20 protein-coding genes are annotated in these 17701 nt (G+C 59.3%); 12 read left to right on the plus strand and 8 right to left on the minus strand.

All coding sequences use genetic code 11. The features are described 5' to 3' along the window. Positions 1 to 84 precede the first annotated feature (84 nt). From alr to ACR0JA_RS03850, 10 genes are all read left to right on the plus strand, one after another. A complete protein-coding gene (gene alr, locus ACR0JA_RS03805) occupies positions 85 to 1119 on the plus strand; it encodes an alanine racemase (protein ID WP_480570196.1) in 1035 nt (344 codons plus the stop codon). Further along, the gene (locus tag ACR0JA_RS03810; protein WP_480570198.1) at positions 1116 to 1898 is read left to right on the plus strand and encodes an MlaE family ABC transporter permease; all 783 of its coding nucleotides are present in this window, start codon (positions 1116 to 1118) and stop codon (positions 1896 to 1898) included. Before alr ends, ACR0JA_RS03810 begins: the two co-directional genes overlap by 4 nt. Beyond that, positions 1895 to 2641 (plus strand): ABC transporter ATP-binding protein, encoded by a 747-nt coding sequence (locus tag ACR0JA_RS03815; RefSeq protein WP_480570201.1) that lies wholly within the window; start codon positions 1895 to 1897, stop codon positions 2639 to 2641. The genes ACR0JA_RS03810 and ACR0JA_RS03815 overlap by 4 nt, the downstream gene beginning before the upstream one ends. A gap of 447 nt (positions 2642 to 3088) precedes the next feature. Then, the gene (locus ACR0JA_RS03820) at positions 3089 to 3541 is read left to right on the plus strand and encodes a paraquat-inducible protein A (RefSeq protein ID WP_480570203.1); all 453 of its coding nucleotides are present in this window, start codon (positions 3089 to 3091) and stop codon (positions 3539 to 3541) included. Positions 3542 to 3693: 152 nt separating this feature from the next. After that, on the plus strand, positions 3694 to 4473 hold the full coding sequence (locus tag ACR0JA_RS03825) for a DNA repair protein (protein WP_480570206.1): 780 nt from the start codon (positions 3694 to 3696) through the stop codon (positions 4471 to 4473). Between the two features lie 120 nt (positions 4474 to 4593). Next, complete coding sequence (gene radA / locus ACR0JA_RS03830) at positions 4594 to 5958, plus strand: DNA repair protein RadA (protein WP_480570209.1); 1365 nt, start codon at positions 4594 to 4596, stop codon at positions 5956 to 5958. A gap of 39 nt (positions 5959 to 5997) precedes the next feature. After that, positions 5998 to 6612, plus strand: a complete 615-nt coding sequence (locus ACR0JA_RS03835) for a CvpA family protein (protein ID WP_480570212.1) — start codon at positions 5998 to 6000, stop codon at positions 6610 to 6612. Between the two features lie 608 nt (positions 6613 to 7220). Beyond that, positions 7221 to 8741, plus strand: a complete 1521-nt coding sequence (gene purF / locus ACR0JA_RS03840; RefSeq protein WP_480570215.1) for an amidophosphoribosyltransferase — start codon at positions 7221 to 7223, stop codon at positions 8739 to 8741. 249 nt (positions 8742 to 8990) lie between these two features. Beyond that, positions 8991 to 9239: a hypothetical protein gene (locus ACR0JA_RS03845; RefSeq protein WP_480570218.1), complete on the plus strand. Its 249-nt coding sequence runs from the start codon at positions 8991 to 8993 to the stop codon at positions 9237 to 9239. Between the two features lie 42 nt (positions 9240 to 9281). Next, positions 9282 to 9926 (plus strand): SDR family NAD(P)-dependent oxidoreductase, encoded by a 645-nt coding sequence (locus ACR0JA_RS03850; protein ID WP_480570221.1) that lies wholly within the window; start codon positions 9282 to 9284, stop codon positions 9924 to 9926. 61 nt (positions 9927 to 9987) lie between these two features. On the opposite strand, the gene ACR0JA_RS03855 is transcribed toward ACR0JA_RS03850, so the two are convergent. From ACR0JA_RS03855 to ACR0JA_RS03870, 4 genes are all read right to left on the minus strand, one after another. Next, positions 9988 to 10830, minus strand: coding sequence for an ATP-binding protein (locus ACR0JA_RS03855; RefSeq protein ID WP_480570224.1), 843 nt, complete (start codon positions 10828 to 10830; stop codon positions 9988 to 9990). Positions 10831 to 10943: 113 nt separating this feature from the next. Continuing rightward, the gene (gene tatC / locus ACR0JA_RS03860) at positions 10944 to 11822 is read right to left on the minus strand and encodes a twin-arginine translocase subunit TatC (protein WP_480570227.1); all 879 of its coding nucleotides are present in this window, start codon (positions 11820 to 11822) and stop codon (positions 10944 to 10946) included. After that, complete coding sequence (gene tatB / locus ACR0JA_RS03865) at positions 11819 to 12277, minus strand: Sec-independent protein translocase protein TatB (RefSeq protein WP_480570230.1); 459 nt, start codon at positions 12275 to 12277, stop codon at positions 11819 to 11821. Before tatB ends, tatC begins: the two co-directional genes overlap by 4 nt. Before the next feature lie 6 nt (positions 12278 to 12283). Then, the gene (locus tag ACR0JA_RS03870; protein WP_170328918.1) at positions 12284 to 12499 is read right to left on the minus strand and encodes a twin-arginine translocase TatA/TatE family subunit; all 216 of its coding nucleotides are present in this window, start codon (positions 12497 to 12499) and stop codon (positions 12284 to 12286) included. Positions 12500 to 12718: 219 nt separating this feature from the next. Between ACR0JA_RS03870 and ACR0JA_RS03875 the strand changes: the two genes are divergently transcribed. After that, entirely contained in the window at positions 12719 to 13024 is a 306-nt protein-coding gene (locus ACR0JA_RS03875; protein WP_480570233.1) for a hypothetical protein, read from the plus strand. A gap of 21 nt (positions 13025 to 13045) precedes the next feature. Next, positions 13046 to 13717, plus strand: a complete 672-nt coding sequence (locus tag ACR0JA_RS03880) for a helix-turn-helix transcriptional regulator (protein WP_480571132.1) — start codon at positions 13046 to 13048, stop codon at positions 13715 to 13717. Between the two features lie 63 nt (positions 13718 to 13780). Here ACR0JA_RS03880 and ACR0JA_RS03885 read toward each other — a convergent pair whose 3' ends face one another. The 4 genes from ACR0JA_RS03885 to ACR0JA_RS03900 form a co-directional block, all read right to left on the minus strand. Beyond that, complete coding sequence (locus tag ACR0JA_RS03885) at positions 13781 to 14959, minus strand: peptidoglycan DD-metalloendopeptidase family protein (protein ID WP_480570236.1); 1179 nt, start codon at positions 14957 to 14959, stop codon at positions 13781 to 13783. A 63-nt stretch (positions 14960 to 15022) separates the two neighbouring features. Further along, a complete protein-coding gene (locus ACR0JA_RS03890; RefSeq protein WP_480570239.1) occupies positions 15023 to 15673 on the minus strand; it encodes a protein-L-isoaspartate(D-aspartate) O-methyltransferase in 651 nt (216 codons plus the stop codon). Next, positions 15670 to 16452: a 5'/3'-nucleotidase SurE gene (gene surE, locus ACR0JA_RS03895; RefSeq protein ID WP_480570242.1), complete on the minus strand. Its 783-nt coding sequence runs from the start codon at positions 16450 to 16452 to the stop codon at positions 15670 to 15672. Before surE ends, ACR0JA_RS03890 begins: the two co-directional genes overlap by 4 nt. Before the next feature lie 122 nt (positions 16453 to 16574). After that, positions 16575 to 17654, minus strand: coding sequence for an ABC transporter ATP-binding protein (locus tag ACR0JA_RS03900; RefSeq protein WP_480571135.1), 1080 nt, complete (start codon positions 17652 to 17654; stop codon positions 16575 to 16577). Between the last annotated feature and the right edge of the window lie 47 nt (positions 17655 to 17701).

Consider the following 17701-nt stretch of genomic DNA (forward strand, 5'->3'; position numbering starts at 1 on the left):
CAACTCGGCAAATGCGCGCCCGAATGCAGGGGATTTCGCCGCGTACCCTCTTGACCTCAGTCACCCCAATGTCATGAACGGGCCATGAGTACTGCACATCTGACCATCAACCTACACGCCCTGACGCAAAACTGGCGTGCGCTGGATGCAAAAACGAATATTGAAACCGGCGCCGTGGTCAAGGCTGACGGCTATGGTCTGGGGGCGGGACCCGTTGCAGGCGCGCTGGCCGAAGAAGGTGTGCAGAAGTTCTTTGTCGCCGTAGCCGAAGAAGGCGTCGCCGTGCGTGAGGCCGTCGGCCCAGAACCGCTGGTGGCTGTGTTCTCCGGACACATGAAGGGTGACCATGACCTGCTGCGTGACCACGACCTGACGCCTCTGATCAATTCGCCTCAGCAATATAAGCGCCACCATGAGGCCCTGCCCGATCACGCGTTCGGCATCCAGTTAGACAGCGGCATGAACCGTCTGGGGCTCGAGCCCGCCGACTGGGCCGCGTTGCGGTCCGAGGCGCTGGCCAAAGACCCGGTTGTCGTGATGTCACATCTGGCCTGCGCGGATGAGCCTGACCACCCGATGAATCGTCAGCAATTGCAGTGCTTTAAGGATATGACCGACGGCGTATCAGCACCCAGATCTCTGGCAGCTACCGGCGGCACGTTGTTGGGCCCCGAATTTCACTTTGACTTCTGCCGACCCGGTATTGGCCTCTACGGTGGAATGCCCTTTGCAGGGGCGAAGCCGGTCGTCACCGTCGATCTACCGGTCATACAGGTACGGTCAGTCGAAGTTGGTGAGACCGTGGGCTACGGCAACAGCTGGACCGCGCGCCGCCCGTCGCGCATAGCAACCGTGGCCGCAGGCTATGCCGATGGGCTGCATCGCGCCATTGGCGGCGGCATCGATACCTTTGCTGGTGATCAACCCTGCCCGGTGGTAGGACGTATCTCAATGGACCTGATCACCGTGGATGTTACCGATTTGCCCTATGACCCCGACCGACTGCGCATCCTGAACGGCCATCAGACCGTTGACGATCTGGCCGAAGCTGCCGGAACCATCGGCTATGAAATCCTGACCTCGATGGGCCGGCGGTTTTCGCGGGGATATGTGGAATGAGCCCTGTCGCGCTGCCCGGCGGATTGGGACGGGCAATCCTGAACATGTTGGCGACCTTTGGCCGTGTTGCGCTGTTTGCGGTGGACGCGATCTCGCATATCGTCCGCCCGCCCTTTTATCCGCGCGAGTTTCTGATTGCACTGCTGAACGTCGGCTGGCTGTCGCTGCCCGTCGTCGGCCTGACCGCCATTTTCACCGGCGGCGCGCTGGCGCTGCAAATCTACGCGGGCGGCGCACGTTTCAACGCCGAGGCCGTGGTGCCCCAGATCGTCGCCATCGGCATGGTGCGAGAGCTTGGCCCGGTACTGGTCGGCCTGATGATTGCCGCGCGGGTGACCTCGTCCATCGCGGCCGAGATCGCCACGATGAAGGTGACCGAGCAGATCGATGCGCTGGTCACTCTGTCGACCCACCCGATGAAATACCTGACCGCCCCGCGCGTTCTGGCGGCGCTGATAACCGTTCCGCTGCTGGTCGCGGTCGGAGACGTCATCGGCATCGCAGGCGGTTATACGGTCGCCACGCAGAACCTGGGCTTCAATCCGGCGGCTTATCTCAAGAATACCGTGAATTTCCTTGAGGCGCGCGACATCGTCTCATCCATGGTCAAAGGCGCGGCTTTTGGCCTGATCGCGGCCATTATGGGCTGCTATTACGGGATGAACTCGGGCCGGGGCGCGCAGGGTGTGGGTCGTGCCACCAAATCCTCGGTCGAGTCCGCCGCCATCCTGATCCTCGCCGCCAATTTCGTTCTGACAGGGGTGTTCTTCTCGCTATGATCCGGATGGAGAATGTACACAAAGCCTTTGACGACAATCATGTGCTGCAGGGGATGAACCTTGAGATTTCCAAGGGCACGTCGATGGTCATCATCGGCGGCTCGGGCACCGGCAAATCTGTGGCGCTGAAATGCATTCTCGGCCTCATCAAACCCGATAGCGGCATGATCTACGTGGACGGCAAAGACGCCACCAAAGGCGACCGAGACGCGTTTTTGGCCCGCTTCGGCATGCTGTTTCAGGGGGCCGCCCTGTTTGACTCGCTGCCGGTCTGGCAAAACGTGTCCTTCCGCCTGCTGCGCGGCCCGTTGAAACGCCCCGCCGAATACGCGCGCGAGATCGCCATCGAAAAACTGCGCCGCGTGGGCCTGAAATCCAACGTCGCCGACCGTTACCCTTCGGAACTGTCTGGCGGGATGCAGAAACGTGTCGGCCTGGCCCGCGCCATCGCCGCCGAGCCCGAGATCATCTTCTTCGATGAGCCCACCACGGGCCTCGACCCGATCATGTCCGGCGTCATCAACGACCTGATCCGCGCGATCGTGACCGAGATGGGCGCCACCGCGATGACCATCACCCACGACATGAGCTCGGTCCGCGCGATTGCCGACAACGTGGCGATGCTGCATGACGGCGTGATCCAGTGGACCGGGCCTGTGGCGCAGATGGATAGCTCGGGTGATCCTTATGTGGAGCAGTTCATCAGCGGGAGTGCTGAGGGGCCGATTGAGGCGGTGCGGTGATCGAGCGGGTCGCTTCGCTTATTGCCATTTTCGGTTGGCCTTTGTGTTGGATATTTGCGATTTACGTTGCGGTTCGCAGCTGTTCCCGATTCAAAGTGCTTTCAATGTTCATCATTATAGTTGTGTTAGATCTGTTATCAATTTTGTGGGTACAGATCAGCTTGACGGATTTGTTGACCTTAGTGTTCTCAAGCTGGATCCAAGTCAGCATTTTTCAAGCAAATTTGTGGGCAATCGAAAACATATTTGTTTTTATTTCAGTCTCCTCGCTTGTTATCTTTCAAAGCCGAAATTTAGGGCTAAATTGGCTCTCTAAGTCTTTGGGAATACTATTTGTCTTGATGGGCCCGCTCATTACATGGTTTTACGTGATGGTGCGCTTTCACTGACCCCTTAGATCTTTAGGTTTGGGCAATGAGCTTAGTTATCTTCATCTGACTGGATCTAATGACCCTCCGCATCGCCACCCTTTCCCTCCTGATCCTCTACCCCATCGCGTGGTTCGCCCCGCTGATGCGAGCGGGTCTCCTCCCGATCTTCGGGCTATCAGAGATCAGCGTCATCACCGGGCTCCAGTCGCTGTGGAAATCCGACATCTTCCTTGCCCTGGTCGTCACCGTCTTTGCCCTGTTCGCGCCCTACGTCAAAACGATCGGCACCGCGCTGGTTCAGTGGAACATGCTGGACCCCCGCGTTCAGCCAGCGCTCAACATTATGGGCAAACTGGCGATGGCCGACATTTTCCTGATCGCGCTCTACATTACTTTGGCCAAGGGTATCTCATACGCCACCATCGAAACGGCGTGGGGATTGTACCTGTTCACGGGCTGCATTCTGGTCTCGATCGCGCTGGGTTACATTACGGAAATGACATCCAGTTCACGAAATTCTCAGACCTAATTGATTGAAATCATTAATCTGAGTATCATCTTTAGTATTCGAGCAGCAAAGTTTTTTGTAACGCACCGGTCCCTGGCGGATCACAATGACTGTTTGATGTGTTCCTCCGCTTCGGCCCGGCCTGTACCGGTTTTTGAAGGAGATGCACGTCTATGTCCGGCCTCCATACTCTTACATTGCAATTTCAGAATGCCTTTATTCGACTGACTTTTTTCCTAATCTGTGCGGCAGCTTTTCTGGCCGTCACTGCAACCATGCTTTCCGCGCTCGACGTCCTGCCGTGGCTTTCCATGCAGGCGGGTTTTGGGACCGAAACACTTGATGCAGGAATGTACATCCAGATCGGGCTCACCTGCCTGATTCTGATGCTCGCATTCTACCTTCCCGCAAATGCACGCATGATGGCGTTGGAGAACAACCATCGCAAATTCGCCCTGAACATGCGCGATATTGTCGATGCCTATCAGGTCGCCCATGCTGCCGATCGCAGCGGTGCGTTTTCCCTGGGCTCGGAATTCGACGCCGTGAAGGAACGCATGGCCTTTCTGCGCGACCACCCAGACCTGCAGGCGTTGGAACCGCAGATTCTGGAGCTTGCCGCCCAGATGAGCCAGGTCAGTCAGGACCTGGCCGAAACCTACGGCGATGCCAAGGTCGCGCGGGCGCGGATGTTCCTGCAACAGCGTCAGGAAGAGATTGAGCAGTTCCAGCATCGGATCGAGGATGCCCAAACGATCCAGCACGAGCTACGCCAGTGGACGCGCGATATCGAGATCGAGGAATCCATCGCCAAGTCGCAGCTCAGACGCCTGCGCGATGAATTATTCGAACTGTTGCCGGAACTGTCCGCTCAATTGCAAACCCCCTCGGATGACAAGGATCCAAGCGCATCCAGCGTCATCGCCATGTCGCCTCCGCGCGCCGCTGAGTAGGCGCATCCGCGCCCGTCGGGGGCGATGGCCCGCAGGGCCTGAGCGCACGACGCCCCACCGGCGGAGATGAAAGCCCGCAAGGGCTTGAAGAACCGCCCATCCTCGGGCACGAATTGCGCCATGGCTAAGACAACCGCATTCACCTGCTCCGCCTGTGGCGCATCACACTCACGTTGGTCCGGGCGCTGCGACGCCTGTGGCGAATGGAACACCATCACGCAGGAAACGCCCCTTTCGGCTGGCCCCGCAAAGAAATCCCTCGGTGGCAAACGCGGCCAGTCCATCGCACTCACGGACCTCGCCACCGAGGAAATCCCGCCCCCCCGCACCCTCTGCGGGGTCGAAGAACTCGACCGGGTGCTGGGCGGTGGTCTGGTCCCCGCTTCGGCCCTGCTGGTGGGCGGCGACCCAGGCATCGGCAAATCCACCCTGCTGCTGCAGGCAGCAGCTCGGTTCGCGCGAGAGGGTGTCAAAACCATCTACGTTTCTGGCGAGGAAGCCAGCGCGCAGGTCCGAATGCGCGCGCGCCGTCTGGGGCTTGAGGACTCGCCGGTCCAATTGGCAGCCGAGACCAACCTGCGCGACATTCTCACCACCCTGGAGGCCGAGAAACCGGGCCTGGCCATCATCGACTCGATCCAGACCATGTGGGCCGACAATGTGGACAGCGCTCCCGGGTCGGTCAGCCAGGTGCGTGCCGCTGCGCATGAGTTGACGACCTTTGCCAAGCGCCATGGTGTGTCGATTATCATGGTCGGCCACGTCACCAAGGAAGGCCAGATCGCAGGCCCCCGCGTGGTCGAGCATATGGTCGACACAGTGCTATATTTCGAAGGCGAGCGCGGCCACCAGTTCCGCATCCTGCGCGCGGTCAAGAACCGCTTTGGCCCCGCCGATGAGATCGGTGTTTTCGAGATGACGGGCAAAGGTCTGGCCCAAGTCACCAACCCGTCCGCACTCTTCCTGTCCGAACGCGGCACGCCCAGCCCCGGATCGGCGGTGTTTGCCGGTATCGAAGGCACCCGCCCTGTTTTGGTGGAATTGCAAGCATTGGTTGCCCCCTCGCCCCATTCGCAGGCCCGCCGCACCGTTGTGGGCTGGGACAGCGGGCGTCTGGCGATGATCCTTGCGGTGCTTGAGGCACGCTGTGGCATTCCCTTTGCAGGGCTCGATGTCTATCTGAACGTCGCTGGGGGCCTGAAAATCAGTGAACCTGCCGCTGATCTGGCAGTGGCCGCCGCTCTGCTCAGCGCCCGCGAAGACACCGCCCTGCCCGCAGATACGGTCGTTTTCGGAGAAATCTCGCTATCCGGGGCACTTAGACCCGCCCCACAGACCGAAAACAGGTTGAAAGAAGCGCAAAAACTTGGTTTCACGGCGGCAATTGCTCCGGCGGGTGGCAAAACCGGCACTGTGGCAGGTCTGACACTCACCCGACCCTCTGATTTGGTTGGGTTTGTTGGCGAAACCTTCGGAGCAGGTTAAAGTCGCGCCTTGAGGGGCAGAAAAGAACAGGCGAGGGCCATGGAAGGTTTTACAATAATTGACGGGGTCGTTGCCCTGATCGTCGTGGTGTCGGGCATTCTTGCCTACTCTCGCGGGTTCCTACGCGAAGTCCTTGCCATCGCCGGCTGGGTTGCAGCTGCGGTTCTGGCGTTCATTTTCGCACCGCAAGTGGTTCCGCTGGTCAAGGAGATTCCGGTCGTTGGGGATTTCTTGCGTGACAGCTGCGAACTATCGGTCATCACCGGCTTTGCGGCGGTGTTTGCGGTCGCACTGATCGTGGTCAGCATATTCACCCCGCTCTTTTCCTCGCTTGTGCAACGGTCCGCTTTGGGCGGATTGGATCAGGCACTGGGCTTTTTCTTTGGCATCGCGCGCGGCATCCTTCTGGTCGCCATCGCGTTCTTTGTCTACGACACCGTGATGACCGGCCAATCCTACACGATCGTTGACGAAAGCCGGTCGGCCAAGGTGTTCGAACAGTTCAGCGACCGGATCGAAGAGCAGAACCCAGAAGAAGCACTGGGCTGGGTGACCGCACAGTACGAAGAGCTGGTCGCAAGCTGCACAGCGGACAGCGCAGCCGATGCCGAGACACCGCAAGCGGACAGCACCGAAGGCACCGCAAGCGAATAACCGGCGGTTCCATCATTAGATTGCCAGAGAATGCCCGGCCAGCGCCGGGCTTTTTTCTTAGACGAACCCCTCGCCGCCGCAGACTGCACAACGGATTGTCTTGAGACCGAAACAGCCGTCGCAACGCGCCCTGTTTGGGTTGCCTTGTAAATCCCGACCCTTGATTACTTCGCCGGTACCTTTGCAAATCTCGCAGGGTGCGCGACCCATCCCCCGGCATCTATGGCACCGTCGCTTGACTGGCTCGTCCTTCTTCGGTCCTGGCTTGTTTTGCCACATCTGTTGTTCCCCACCCCGGATTTCCGGCCATTGATGTGCGACCATCGCTGGGTCATGACAGCACATGCCCTGTGCTTTGTCACCTACAGCAAGGGATTGTTGCCAATTTCGCAACGTGACTGCGGCAAAAGGTGAATGTGATCCTTTGATGACAAGGGCTGCGTAAGGCAGTATGTGAGGGCCGGAACAGCCACGGAATCGGAGCGTGTGAACCTTGCCCGTACCCAAGTATGTCATTTGCGGTTGCTCAAGCGACACACGGCAAGCTCGTCGATCCCGATTGCTGAATCAAATCAGAACATCATCGTCATAGAAATTGGAGCCCGTACATGTGTGGGATTTTGGGAATCGCAAGCCGGACGCATGATGTGTTTGCGGAAATCTATGACGGGCTGCTGATGCTGCAGCACCGGGGTCAGGACGCCTCGGGCATCGTCACATATTCGGGTGAGTTCTTTCGCGAAAAGAAAGCCAACGGGCTGGTCAAGGACGTGTTTAACGCCAATGACGCCGAGACGCTGCTGGGCAAGGTCGGGATCGGTCACGTGCGCTATCCCACAGCCGGTTCGTTGAGCGCGTCCGAGGCGCAACCATTCTTCGTGAATGCGCCGTATGGCATCTATCTGGTCCATAACGGCAACATCACAAATACCGAAGAGCAGCGTGAGAAAGTCACGGCAAAATACAGCCGCCACCTGCGGACAACCTCGGATTCCGAGGTACTGCTGAATGTATTGGCCGACAAGGTTGCCGACGCGATTAAGGTCAACGGCAACGTCGATCCAATCCGCAATCTGTTTGCCGGCGTGAAGATGACGATGGAGCGTGTGCAGGGTGCCTATTCGGTGATCTGTCTGGTCGCCGGTGTCGGCATGCTGGCCTTCCGCGACCCGCACGGCATCCGCCCCCTTTCGGTCGCCAAACGCGAAGCTCCGGGTGATGGCGACGACTATGCATTTGCCTCCGAGGATGTGGCCTTCGGCATCAACGGTTTCGAAAAGCTGCGCGACCTGCGCCCTGGTGAGGCGATCCTGATCGACCTTGACGGGAACATGCACGAGTTCCAGGCGGTCGAAGGCAAGCTGACGCCCTGCATTTTCGAGTATGTCTATCTGGCCCGCCCGGATTCGCTGTTGGATGGCGTGTCTGTCTACAAAACTCAGATGCGTATGGGGCAAACGCTGGCAAAGCAAATTCAGGACTCGGGCCTGCAGATCGACCGGATCATCCCCGTCCCCGATAGCGCCCGCCCCGTTGCGCTTGAGGCTGCCAAGATCACCGGCATTCCCTATCGCGAGGGGCTGGTAAAGAACCGCTATGTTGGGCGCACATTCATCATGCCCGGACAGGCCGAACGACAGAAATCGGTGCGCCGCAAGCTGAACGCAGTTCCGCTGGAATTCGACGGGCACAATGTGCTTTTGATCGACGACTCGATCGTGCGTGGAAACACGATCAAGAAGATTGTGCAGATGTGCCGCGAAGCTGGTGCCAAGAAAGTCTATATCGCCAGCGCGTCACCGCCTGTGAAATACCCCAATGTCTACGGCATCGACATGCCAACCCGGCATGAACTGATCGCCAATGGCAAAGAGATCGAGGAAATTCGCGAGGAACTGGGGGCAGACGCTCTGTTCTATCAAAATCTCGACGATCTGATCTGGGCCGCCAAAGAGGGCAATCCGGAGATCGAAGCCTTTGACTGCTCGTGCTTTGACGGCAATTACGTCACCGGGTTGGAAGAGGAATATCTGGACAGTTTGGAGAACAGCAGCCGGGTCAGCAAGAAACGTGAAGACATGCAAGTTGTGGGTGGATCGTGGAACGCCGCCAAACTGGCGTCGGGGTAACGCGAATCGGTCGCTGATCAGCGGCAGCTGAGAGACAAAAGTTGACGCCAAGGCAATTGAGAGAGGCGGTGAAATTCCGCCGACGCATGGGATAGGAACCCGCCGCAATTGCAAGGACTTCGCCCCGTGCATAGCCAGCGTCACGATTCCGAGACGCTAGGGGGCTTTTCCTCACCGACGCTGTTTGATAGCCCGCGCGCCTGACACCACTCAGCTTAAGGGGTCGGGGCCATACCCTGACCGCAATCCATGTCAAACACCGCTGTCAAAAGCGCGGCCACGCAGAAGGGCGCGCTTAAGAAAAACACTGTCTCGGTCCTTGGGGTTTTTGGCTCCAAATCTGAAATGCGCGCCTTGATGCGCCTGGCCTCGGGCCGGGTAAAAGAGGTCAGACTCGGCAGTCGCGTTGCCTCTGGCAAGGTCATGGCAATTGATGAACACGGCGTCATGCTGCAACAAAGCGGGCAGACACGACGGATTGCAATTCCCGGAAGTTGATCCGGGCTTGACGCCCTTCGTTCTGGCGTTCAAACCGCGCCTATGACCGATCAGATCAAAATCGCCCTCATCACAGGCGCTTCTCGTGGGTTGGGGGCTGCGCTGGCAGAGGCCCTGTCGCCCGAGTATCACATCGTTGCCGTCGCGCGTACCACTGGTGGACTGGAAGAACTGGACGACCGTATCCAGGCCAAAGGTGGCTCTGCCACATTGGCCCCGATGGACATCACGGACCCTGACGCCATGGCGACCCTGTGCAGGGGCATTCACGACCGCTGGGGCAAGGTCGATCTGTGGCTCCACACCGCGGTCCACACCTCTGCCCTGACGCCTGCACATTTCGTGGATCCCAAGGAATGGACTAAGGCTGTGAATACCAACGCTACGGCCACCTCAGTTCTGATTCCATATGTCGCCCCGTTGCTGGGCGAAACCGGCCATGCAGTGTTCTTTGACGACCCCAAAGCGGGCGAGAAGTTCTATGGCATCTATGGCGCGACCAAAGCGGCACAGATGGCCCTGGCACGCAGCTGGGCGGTCGAGACAGAACGAACCGGTCCGCGCGTATCGATTGTGGAACCGGCACCGATGCCGACGGCAGTACGCGCACGCTTTCACCCCGGCGAGGATCGTGACCCGCTGACCAGTCCAACAGATGAAGCCGCACGTATTCTGGCTATGCTTTAGGAATGGCCCCTTGGGCCATACCTCCGGCGGCAAAAATTTTTGGCGAGATGACGCGGTCGGATCAGGCGATATGAACGCCGTTGCGCCCGGCCAGATCGACAAAGAACTGCCAGGCCACACGGCCCGAACGCGCGCCACGGGTCGCCTGCCATTCGATCGCTTCGGCCCGCAGAGTCTCTGCGTCAACTGAGATGCCGTAGGCCGTGCAATAACGGTCGATCATCGCCAGGTATTCATCCTGATCGCAGGGATGGAAGCCCAGCCAAAGGCCGAACCGATCCGATAACGAGACTTTTTCCTCGACCGCCTCGGACGGGTTGATGGCGCTGGAACGTTCGTTCTCGATCATATCCCTTGGCATCAGGTGGCGACGGTTCGAGGTGGCGTAGAAGACGACGTTCTCGGGACGGCCTTCGATACCGCCGTCCAGCACAGCCTTGAGCGATTTGTAGTGCTGGTCATCGTGGCTGAAGGACAGGTCATCGCAGAACAGAATGAACCGATGCGAGGACGCGCGCAGGTGGTTCAGCAAGCGCGCGACCGAGCCCATATCCTCGCGTTGAAGCTCGACCAGCTTCAGGTCCGGGTGTTCGCTTTGCAGCGTTCCGTGAACCGCTTTGACAAGGCTGGATTTCCCCATCCCGCGCGAGCCCCACAGCAACGCATTGTTGGCCTTGTACCCAGCGGCAAATCGGTGCGTATTGTCCAGCAGCGTATCGCGAGAGCGATTGATGCCGACCAACAGGTCCAAATCGACGCGGTTGACCTGAACAACCGGTTCCAGCCTGTCCGGTTCCACGTGCCAGACAAAGGCCGGGGCCGCGTTGAAGTCGGGCGCAGCCAAAGGTGCCGGGGCCATGCGTTCCAAAGCATCTGCGATACGGTTCAGGGCTTGGTCGTCCATCGGCTCCTCCGGTCGGTTTCGGGGGTTCAAACCACGTTACGGTTGTCGCAACAAGAGCCTTCAATAAAAAAGGCGCGCCATTGCTGGCGCGCCAACTGCAATGCGTCGAAAGGTTATTTCTGGTCTTCTTCCTGCATCATTTCCGCATCGGCCTCAGCCTCTTCATCATCGTAGTAGCCATCAGCACGCAGCTGTTCTTCGCGCTTTTTCTCGACACGGGCAACAAGGAAGATCGACACTTCGTAGAGGCCGTAGACGACCGTGAAGAGAATGATCTGTGTGATTACGTCCGGTGGCGTGACCACGGCGGCCAGCACCAGAATGCCGATCACGGCATATTTTCGAACTTCACCCAGCCCCTGCGCGCTCACCAACCCGGCTTTGCCCATCAGCGTCAGCAAAACTGGCAACTGGAAACACAAGCCAAAGGCCACGATGAACTTGATCGTCAGGTTCAAATACTCTTGCGCCGAACCTTGGAAAACGACGCTCAACGGTGCAGCCTGAGCCCCTTCGGAAACAGCTTCGCCTTCTGCCCCAAACTGTTGGAAACCCAGGAAAAAGTCATATGCAAGCGGCGTTACAACATAAAAGGCAAAGCTCGCCCCCAACAGGAACATAAATGGCGAGGCCAACATGAAGGGCAGAAACGCGTTCTTTTCCGAACGATACAGACCCGGCGCAACAAAGCGCCACATCTGCATCCCGATATAGGGAAATGCCAGAATGAACCCACCCAGCAGCGAGACTTTGATCGCGACAAAGAACCCTTCCTGTGGCGAGATGAAGATTAACCCACAATCCTGTCCGCGCTCGGTCAAAACTTCGCACAACGGCCGCGTCAGAAAGTTGAAGATCGGCGTAGCGACCGTAAAGCAGATGATCATCCCGATGAGGAAGGCCACAACAGAATGAATCAACCGCGTTCGCAGTTCCGCCAGATGCTCGATCAATGGGGCCGAGCTGTCCTCGATCTCGTCCGTTTTGCTCATGACTTGCTTTCGGTGTTCAGCGCGGCTTCGGCCTCTTCGGCCTTGGCAAGCGCGTCAGCGGCTTCCTTGGCTTTGCGCTCGGCTGCCGAGCGCGCAGCGGTTGCCTGGATCTTTTTCGCTTGCTCAGCGCGTTCCGCGGCGAGCTTGCCGGTTTCGCTTTCCGGGTCAAACTTCGTTGGGTCCAAAGATTTGGCCACATCCCGCGCCGCCTCGTTGACGCTGTCCATGGCGCTACCGACCGGGTTCGCCGCAGCGTTCAGGCCCTTTTTTATCTCGTTCACGCCCGCCTGATCCGCAGCCTCGTTCATGGCGCTGCTGAATTCACGCGCCATGCCGCGCGCCTTGCCGACAAAGCGACCGATATTGCGGAACAACACCGGCAGATCCTTGGGCCCCACGACGATCAGGGCCACGATGCCAATGACCAATAGTTCGGTCCAGCCCAGATCAAACATCTGCGCTTAGACCTTGTCTTTGTCAGTCTCGGGCGTGACATCCTTGGCCACTTCGGCGGCGTCTTGCTCTAGCTCGTCAGCGCCCTCCTTGACGCCACGTTTGAACGACGTGATGCCCTTGCCCACTTCACCCATCAGCGAACTGATCTTGCCGCGGCCAAACAGCACCAGCACCACAACGGCGATCAGCAGCAGACCGGGAAGGCCGATATTGTTAAGCATGTCTTGTCTCCTTCTACGTCGGCGCAGCGCGCCGGGAATATGATCTGGCCCCGTGTCTACGCCCGGACGCGCATCAACAAAAGTGCGGCAGGTCCTTTCACCACTCAAATTTGAGCAGATCGCGCATTTTCTGCGGGCTGGTTTTTCTCAACTGACAGGTTTATGTCAGTTGCAGAGACATAAAAGCTGGGCATCGAAACCTGGTCAACGGAGACTCACATGACCCAAGTAGCAGAATTTGTCACTTTCGCCCTCGCCGACGGCACCACGGCCGAAGACTTCGTCAAGCTTAGCCAAGCGTCCGAAGCGTTTGTTCGTGCCGCGCCCGGCTTTGTTCATCGTCACCTCAGTCAGGGCGATGATGGGTGCTGGACGGATTGTGTGGTCTGGCAAGATATGGATGCCGCTCAGAATGCGGCAGCCAAGTTTCCCCAGCAAGAATTTGCGCCCGCTCTGATGGCGGCCATCAAACCCGGCAGCGAAAAGATGCGCCACGAGAATGTACTATGGAACATGACCACATAACCAATGTCGGAACAGACCGTCATGCGCCGCACTGACCGTCTGTTCGACATCATACAGATCCTGCGCGACGGTAAACTGCACCGGGCGCAGGACATCGCGGACCGGCTCGAAGTGTCGGTTCGCACGATCTATCGCGACATGGACACCTTGGTCGCCTCAGGTGTCCCAGTCGAAGGGGAACGCGGCGTCGGCTATATGGTGCGCGACCAGATAACGCTGCCGCCATTGAACCTGACAACGGCTGAATTGGAGGCGCTGAACCTCGGCATGGCAATCGTGGCCGAGGCCGCCGACCCCGATCTCAAGGCTGCGGCAGAGTCCTTGGCAAACAAGGTTGATGCGGTGCTACCGACACAGGTCATCGCCGAGGCCGATACCTGGAAATTTGCCGTCTACCCCTTTGCGGATGCCGCCCGTGGCCTGGCGCACATGGCCCCCATCCGCGCGGCAATCAAATCCCGCCAGAAACTGCGTCTGTCCTACCGCCGTATCGACGGCGTGATGACCGAACGCACTATTCGCCCGTTGCATATGGAATACTGGGGCCGGGTCTGGACCCTGACCGCGTGGTGCGAGTTGCGCGATGGATTCCGCGTCTTCCGCATCGATCTGATCGAAGCGGTGTCCGCCCTGCCCGAGCTTTTTGCTGATGAACCCGGAAAACGCCTGAGCGATTACGATCCGCACGCGTGATCCGACCTTCATCTGGCCAAAAATATCCGCGCCGGTGGCATGGCCCGACGCGGGCCATTCGACTCACTTCAAATAGGGTTCGGGATCAACGGATTCGAAGCCCTTGCGCACTTCGAAATGCACATAGGCATTGTCACCCCCGCGCAGCGCCGCAATTTTCTGCCCGCGCCGCACCCGGTCGCCTTTCTTGACCGTGATCCCTTCGACATTGGCATAAACGGTCAACAGATCGTTTGCGTGCCGCACCACGATGATCGGCACCTGATCCGCATCTGCCGTAACAGCGGCAACGGTGCCGCCGTCCGCAGCCTTTACGGATGTGCCGGGGGAGGCCGCGATATCGATGCCTTCGTTCTTTCCCTTGTCATAAGACCGGATGATCCTGCCTGACACCGGCAGCGCCAAAGCTGACGACCCACTGTTGGTTGGTGCTTCGGCCGTGACATCCGGGGCGGGCGCGGCCTCGGCCAGAGGCTTGACCTTTTCATCCGGCAGAGGCTGCGTCGCACTGGGTGGCGTCGGAGTCGGCGAGCCCTGCCCTGGCTGCGTGATTGCGGCGGTCGTTGCGGCGGCAGGCGCTGCACTGCGTGTCGGCGCGGCTTGATCCTTGATCGGGATCAGCAGGAACTGCCCTTCGCGGACCATGAAGTCCGAGCCCAACCCGTTCCATTCCGCAAGCGACTCGACCGGTACCTGATACAGGCGTGAGATCGTATAGGCCGTCTCGCCGCGCTTGACCTTATGCCGAATGGGTTCCGGCCCCGACGGCGCGGGTGCTGCCGCAGGCGCAGGCTGAACCGGTTCCAAAGTTGTGGTGCGTACGCCCCCTGTTTCAGGTGCCGCGTCGATTGCCGAGCCTGCCAGTGTGGCAATATCCACATTGCTGCCTCCACCAACGGACCGTGGCAGCGCCAGGACCTCTCCGTCGCGCAGGGCATCATCGGCCTGAAGGCCGTTGAAGCGGGCCAGTTCCGCTGCGGGAAGGCCGACCCGATTGGCCACATCGGTGACCCGATCGCCGGATCTTGCCACAGCAACCTGATAGTTCGGATAAGTGATGACGCCGCGTGCATCCGGAGCGGGGCGGCTGGTGGTCGCCGCCAGCGCAGCGTCTGCGGTCGAAAATCCGCCGACATTGCCGCGCAAGTCGTAGTCAAAAGGCCCTTCGCACCCGGCCAGAAGGGCAATGGTGGCTGCGCCCACCACGTATCGGCGCATGGCTGATCTTGAAACTGCTCTCATCATTCTGTCCTCAACACCTGCCCCTGTTTTCCGGGGTTCTGGCGCAAATATCGTAATAAACCTTTACGCCTCGTCCTTTCCAAGTCCTTCAAGCAAAGGCACGAAACGGACGGGCAACAATTCGTCATAGTCCAGACCGTCCTCGGTGCGGGTAACCCGGATCAGGGTCTGCACCGCGTCCGACTGGCCCACGGGTAGCACCATGATACCGCCGATTTTAAGCTGCGCCAAGAGCGGCCCGGGCGGATCTTCCGCAGCTGCGGTCACAATGATGCGGTCGAACGGGGCCTGTTCGGGCAGCCCGAACGACCCGTCCGACAGCATGGCGGTCACGTTGGTCATCCCCAACTCGCGAAACAGTTCGCCTGTTTCGCGCACCAGACGCTTGTGCCGTTCGACCGTGTAAACCCGGCGCGCAAGCTTTGACAGGATCGCCGCCTGATAGCCCGAGCCTGTACCGATCTCCAAAACGGTGTCACGCGGCCGCACTTTCAACGCCTGCGTCATCAACCCAACGACCGAGGGCTGGCTGATCGTCTGCCCGCAGGCTATCGGCAGTGGCGTATCCTCATAGGCACGCTCGGCGAACAGGCCTTTGACGAACAGGCCACGGTCCACCTGCTCCATCGCTGCCAGCACTTGCGCATCTGTCACCCCGCGCGAGCGCAGAGAGAACAGAAACTGCATGGTCTTTTCCGGGTCCAGTCCGCTCATTCGATCGCCTTCAGCGCGCCAAGCATATCATGCGCCGTCAAATCCGCCCGCATCGGTGTGACCGAAATATAGCCATCCAGGTTCACTGCCGCATCGGTGCCGGGCGCTGTCGGGTTGTGCTGATACCCCCCCTTGATCCACAGGAAACGCCGACCGGACGGAGAGCTATGCGGTTCGACCGCGAACCGCGTGTCCCGACGATACCCTTGCGGGGCGACGCGCGTTCCCAGAACCTCGTCGGCCGGAACCGGTGGGAAGTTCACATTGTAGAACAGTCGATAGTCTTCTTGCCCGCTGGGCGTTGCATCCAGAATGCGCCTGACCAGATCGACCCCGTGCTGCGCCGCGGCCTCGAACGGATTGTCCAGATCGGCGTTTCTCGGCCCAAAATACTGGGACAACGCAATCGCCGGAACACCTTGAAGCGCCGCTTCCATTGCGCCGCCTATCGTACCGGAATATAACGTATTTTCTGCAGAATTGTTGCCTCGGTTCACACCGGACAAAACCAGATCGGGTCGGCAATCCTTCATGACTTCGTGCAATCCGGCCAGAACGCAATCCGCTGGCGACCCTTCGGCGGCAAAGCGACGTTCGGCCAGTTTCGCGACCATGAACGGGTGGGTATAGCTGATGCAATGCCCTACGCCCGATTGCTCAAATGCGGGGGCGACAATCCAGACCTCGCCATCGCGACCTGCCAGTTCCCCGGCAATCGCCTCGAGCACGGCCAGGCCCGGCGCGTTGATGCCGTCATCATTGGTCAGAAGAATGCGCATGATTTTGCCCCAGCCCCAAGTTTTTCCCTTGATAGACCCGCCCTCGCGCTGCGGCAAGCAATGCCCAACCGCATTCTGAGGCTTTCGCGCACCACTTGGAAGGAAATCGGCAGGTCCGCGCGTCAGGCCGGAAAGACAAAGCACCGGTCGCGGCGCACGGTCAGCCACATGACACGACCCGGTTGAGGCACAAACACATTCGGAACAGTCGCTTTGAGGACCGAGCCATCATGGTCCATCCGAAATTCGACAAGGCTTTCATTGCCCAAGAAACGAGCGCGCTCGACCACTCCGCGCGCGGCAACGCCGTCCGTCGCGGTTGGTAGCGGTCCTTTGCCGTTGCGGTCGAAATCAAGGCGGACATGTTGCGGCCGGAATACAATTTCAACTTCGGTGTCGTCGGATACACCCGGCGCCAGAAACTGACCAAAGGGCGTCTCGGCCAAGGCTCCATTCACTTTGGAACGCAATACATTGACATCACTGAAGAAAGATACTGCGGCCTTGTCAACCGGACGGGTGAAGACGTTGTACGGTGCGCCTTGTTGCACGATCTTTCCGCCGCGCATCAGGGCGATTTCGTCTGCCATGCGCATCGCTTCTTCGGGCTCATGCGTCACCAGCAGTACCGCTGCGTCTTCCTCTTTCAGGATCGCCAGCGTTTCATCACGGATTCCGTCACGCAACCGGTTATCGAGGCCCGAGAACGGCTCGTCCATCAACATGATCCGCGGCCGAGGAGCCAGTGCGCGCGCCAACGCCACGCGCTGCTGCTCGCCCCCTGAGAGTTGGTGTGGAAACCCATCGACGTAACGCATCAGGTCGACGCGGTTCAGAAGCTCTTCGACCCGGGCGCGTTTTTCGTCCTTACCGCCTTTGAGCCCAAAGCCCACATTGTCTGCTACGCTAAGGTGCGGAAACAGGGCAAAATCCTGAAACATCAGGCCGATCTCGCGTCGCTCAGGCGGCACCCGGAACACCGTGTCGCAGACCAGCTTGCCGTCAACAAAGATCTCGCCCGCGCTTTGCATCTCGACCCCGGCAATCATGCGCAAGGTGGTAGACTTGCCGCAGCCCGACGGCCCAAGCAGACAGGTCACCTGCCCGGCCTGAACCCTCAGCGAGACGTCATCAACGACGGTCCGCCCCTCAAACCGGGCCACAAGATTGCGGACTTCCAGACGAGGAGGCGTTGCGTTCATTGTCACTGATGGACCCCGATTCCATTCCCGATCAATTCCATCGGGCT

It is taken from the genome of Ruegeria sp. AM4 (assembly GCF_056540665.1).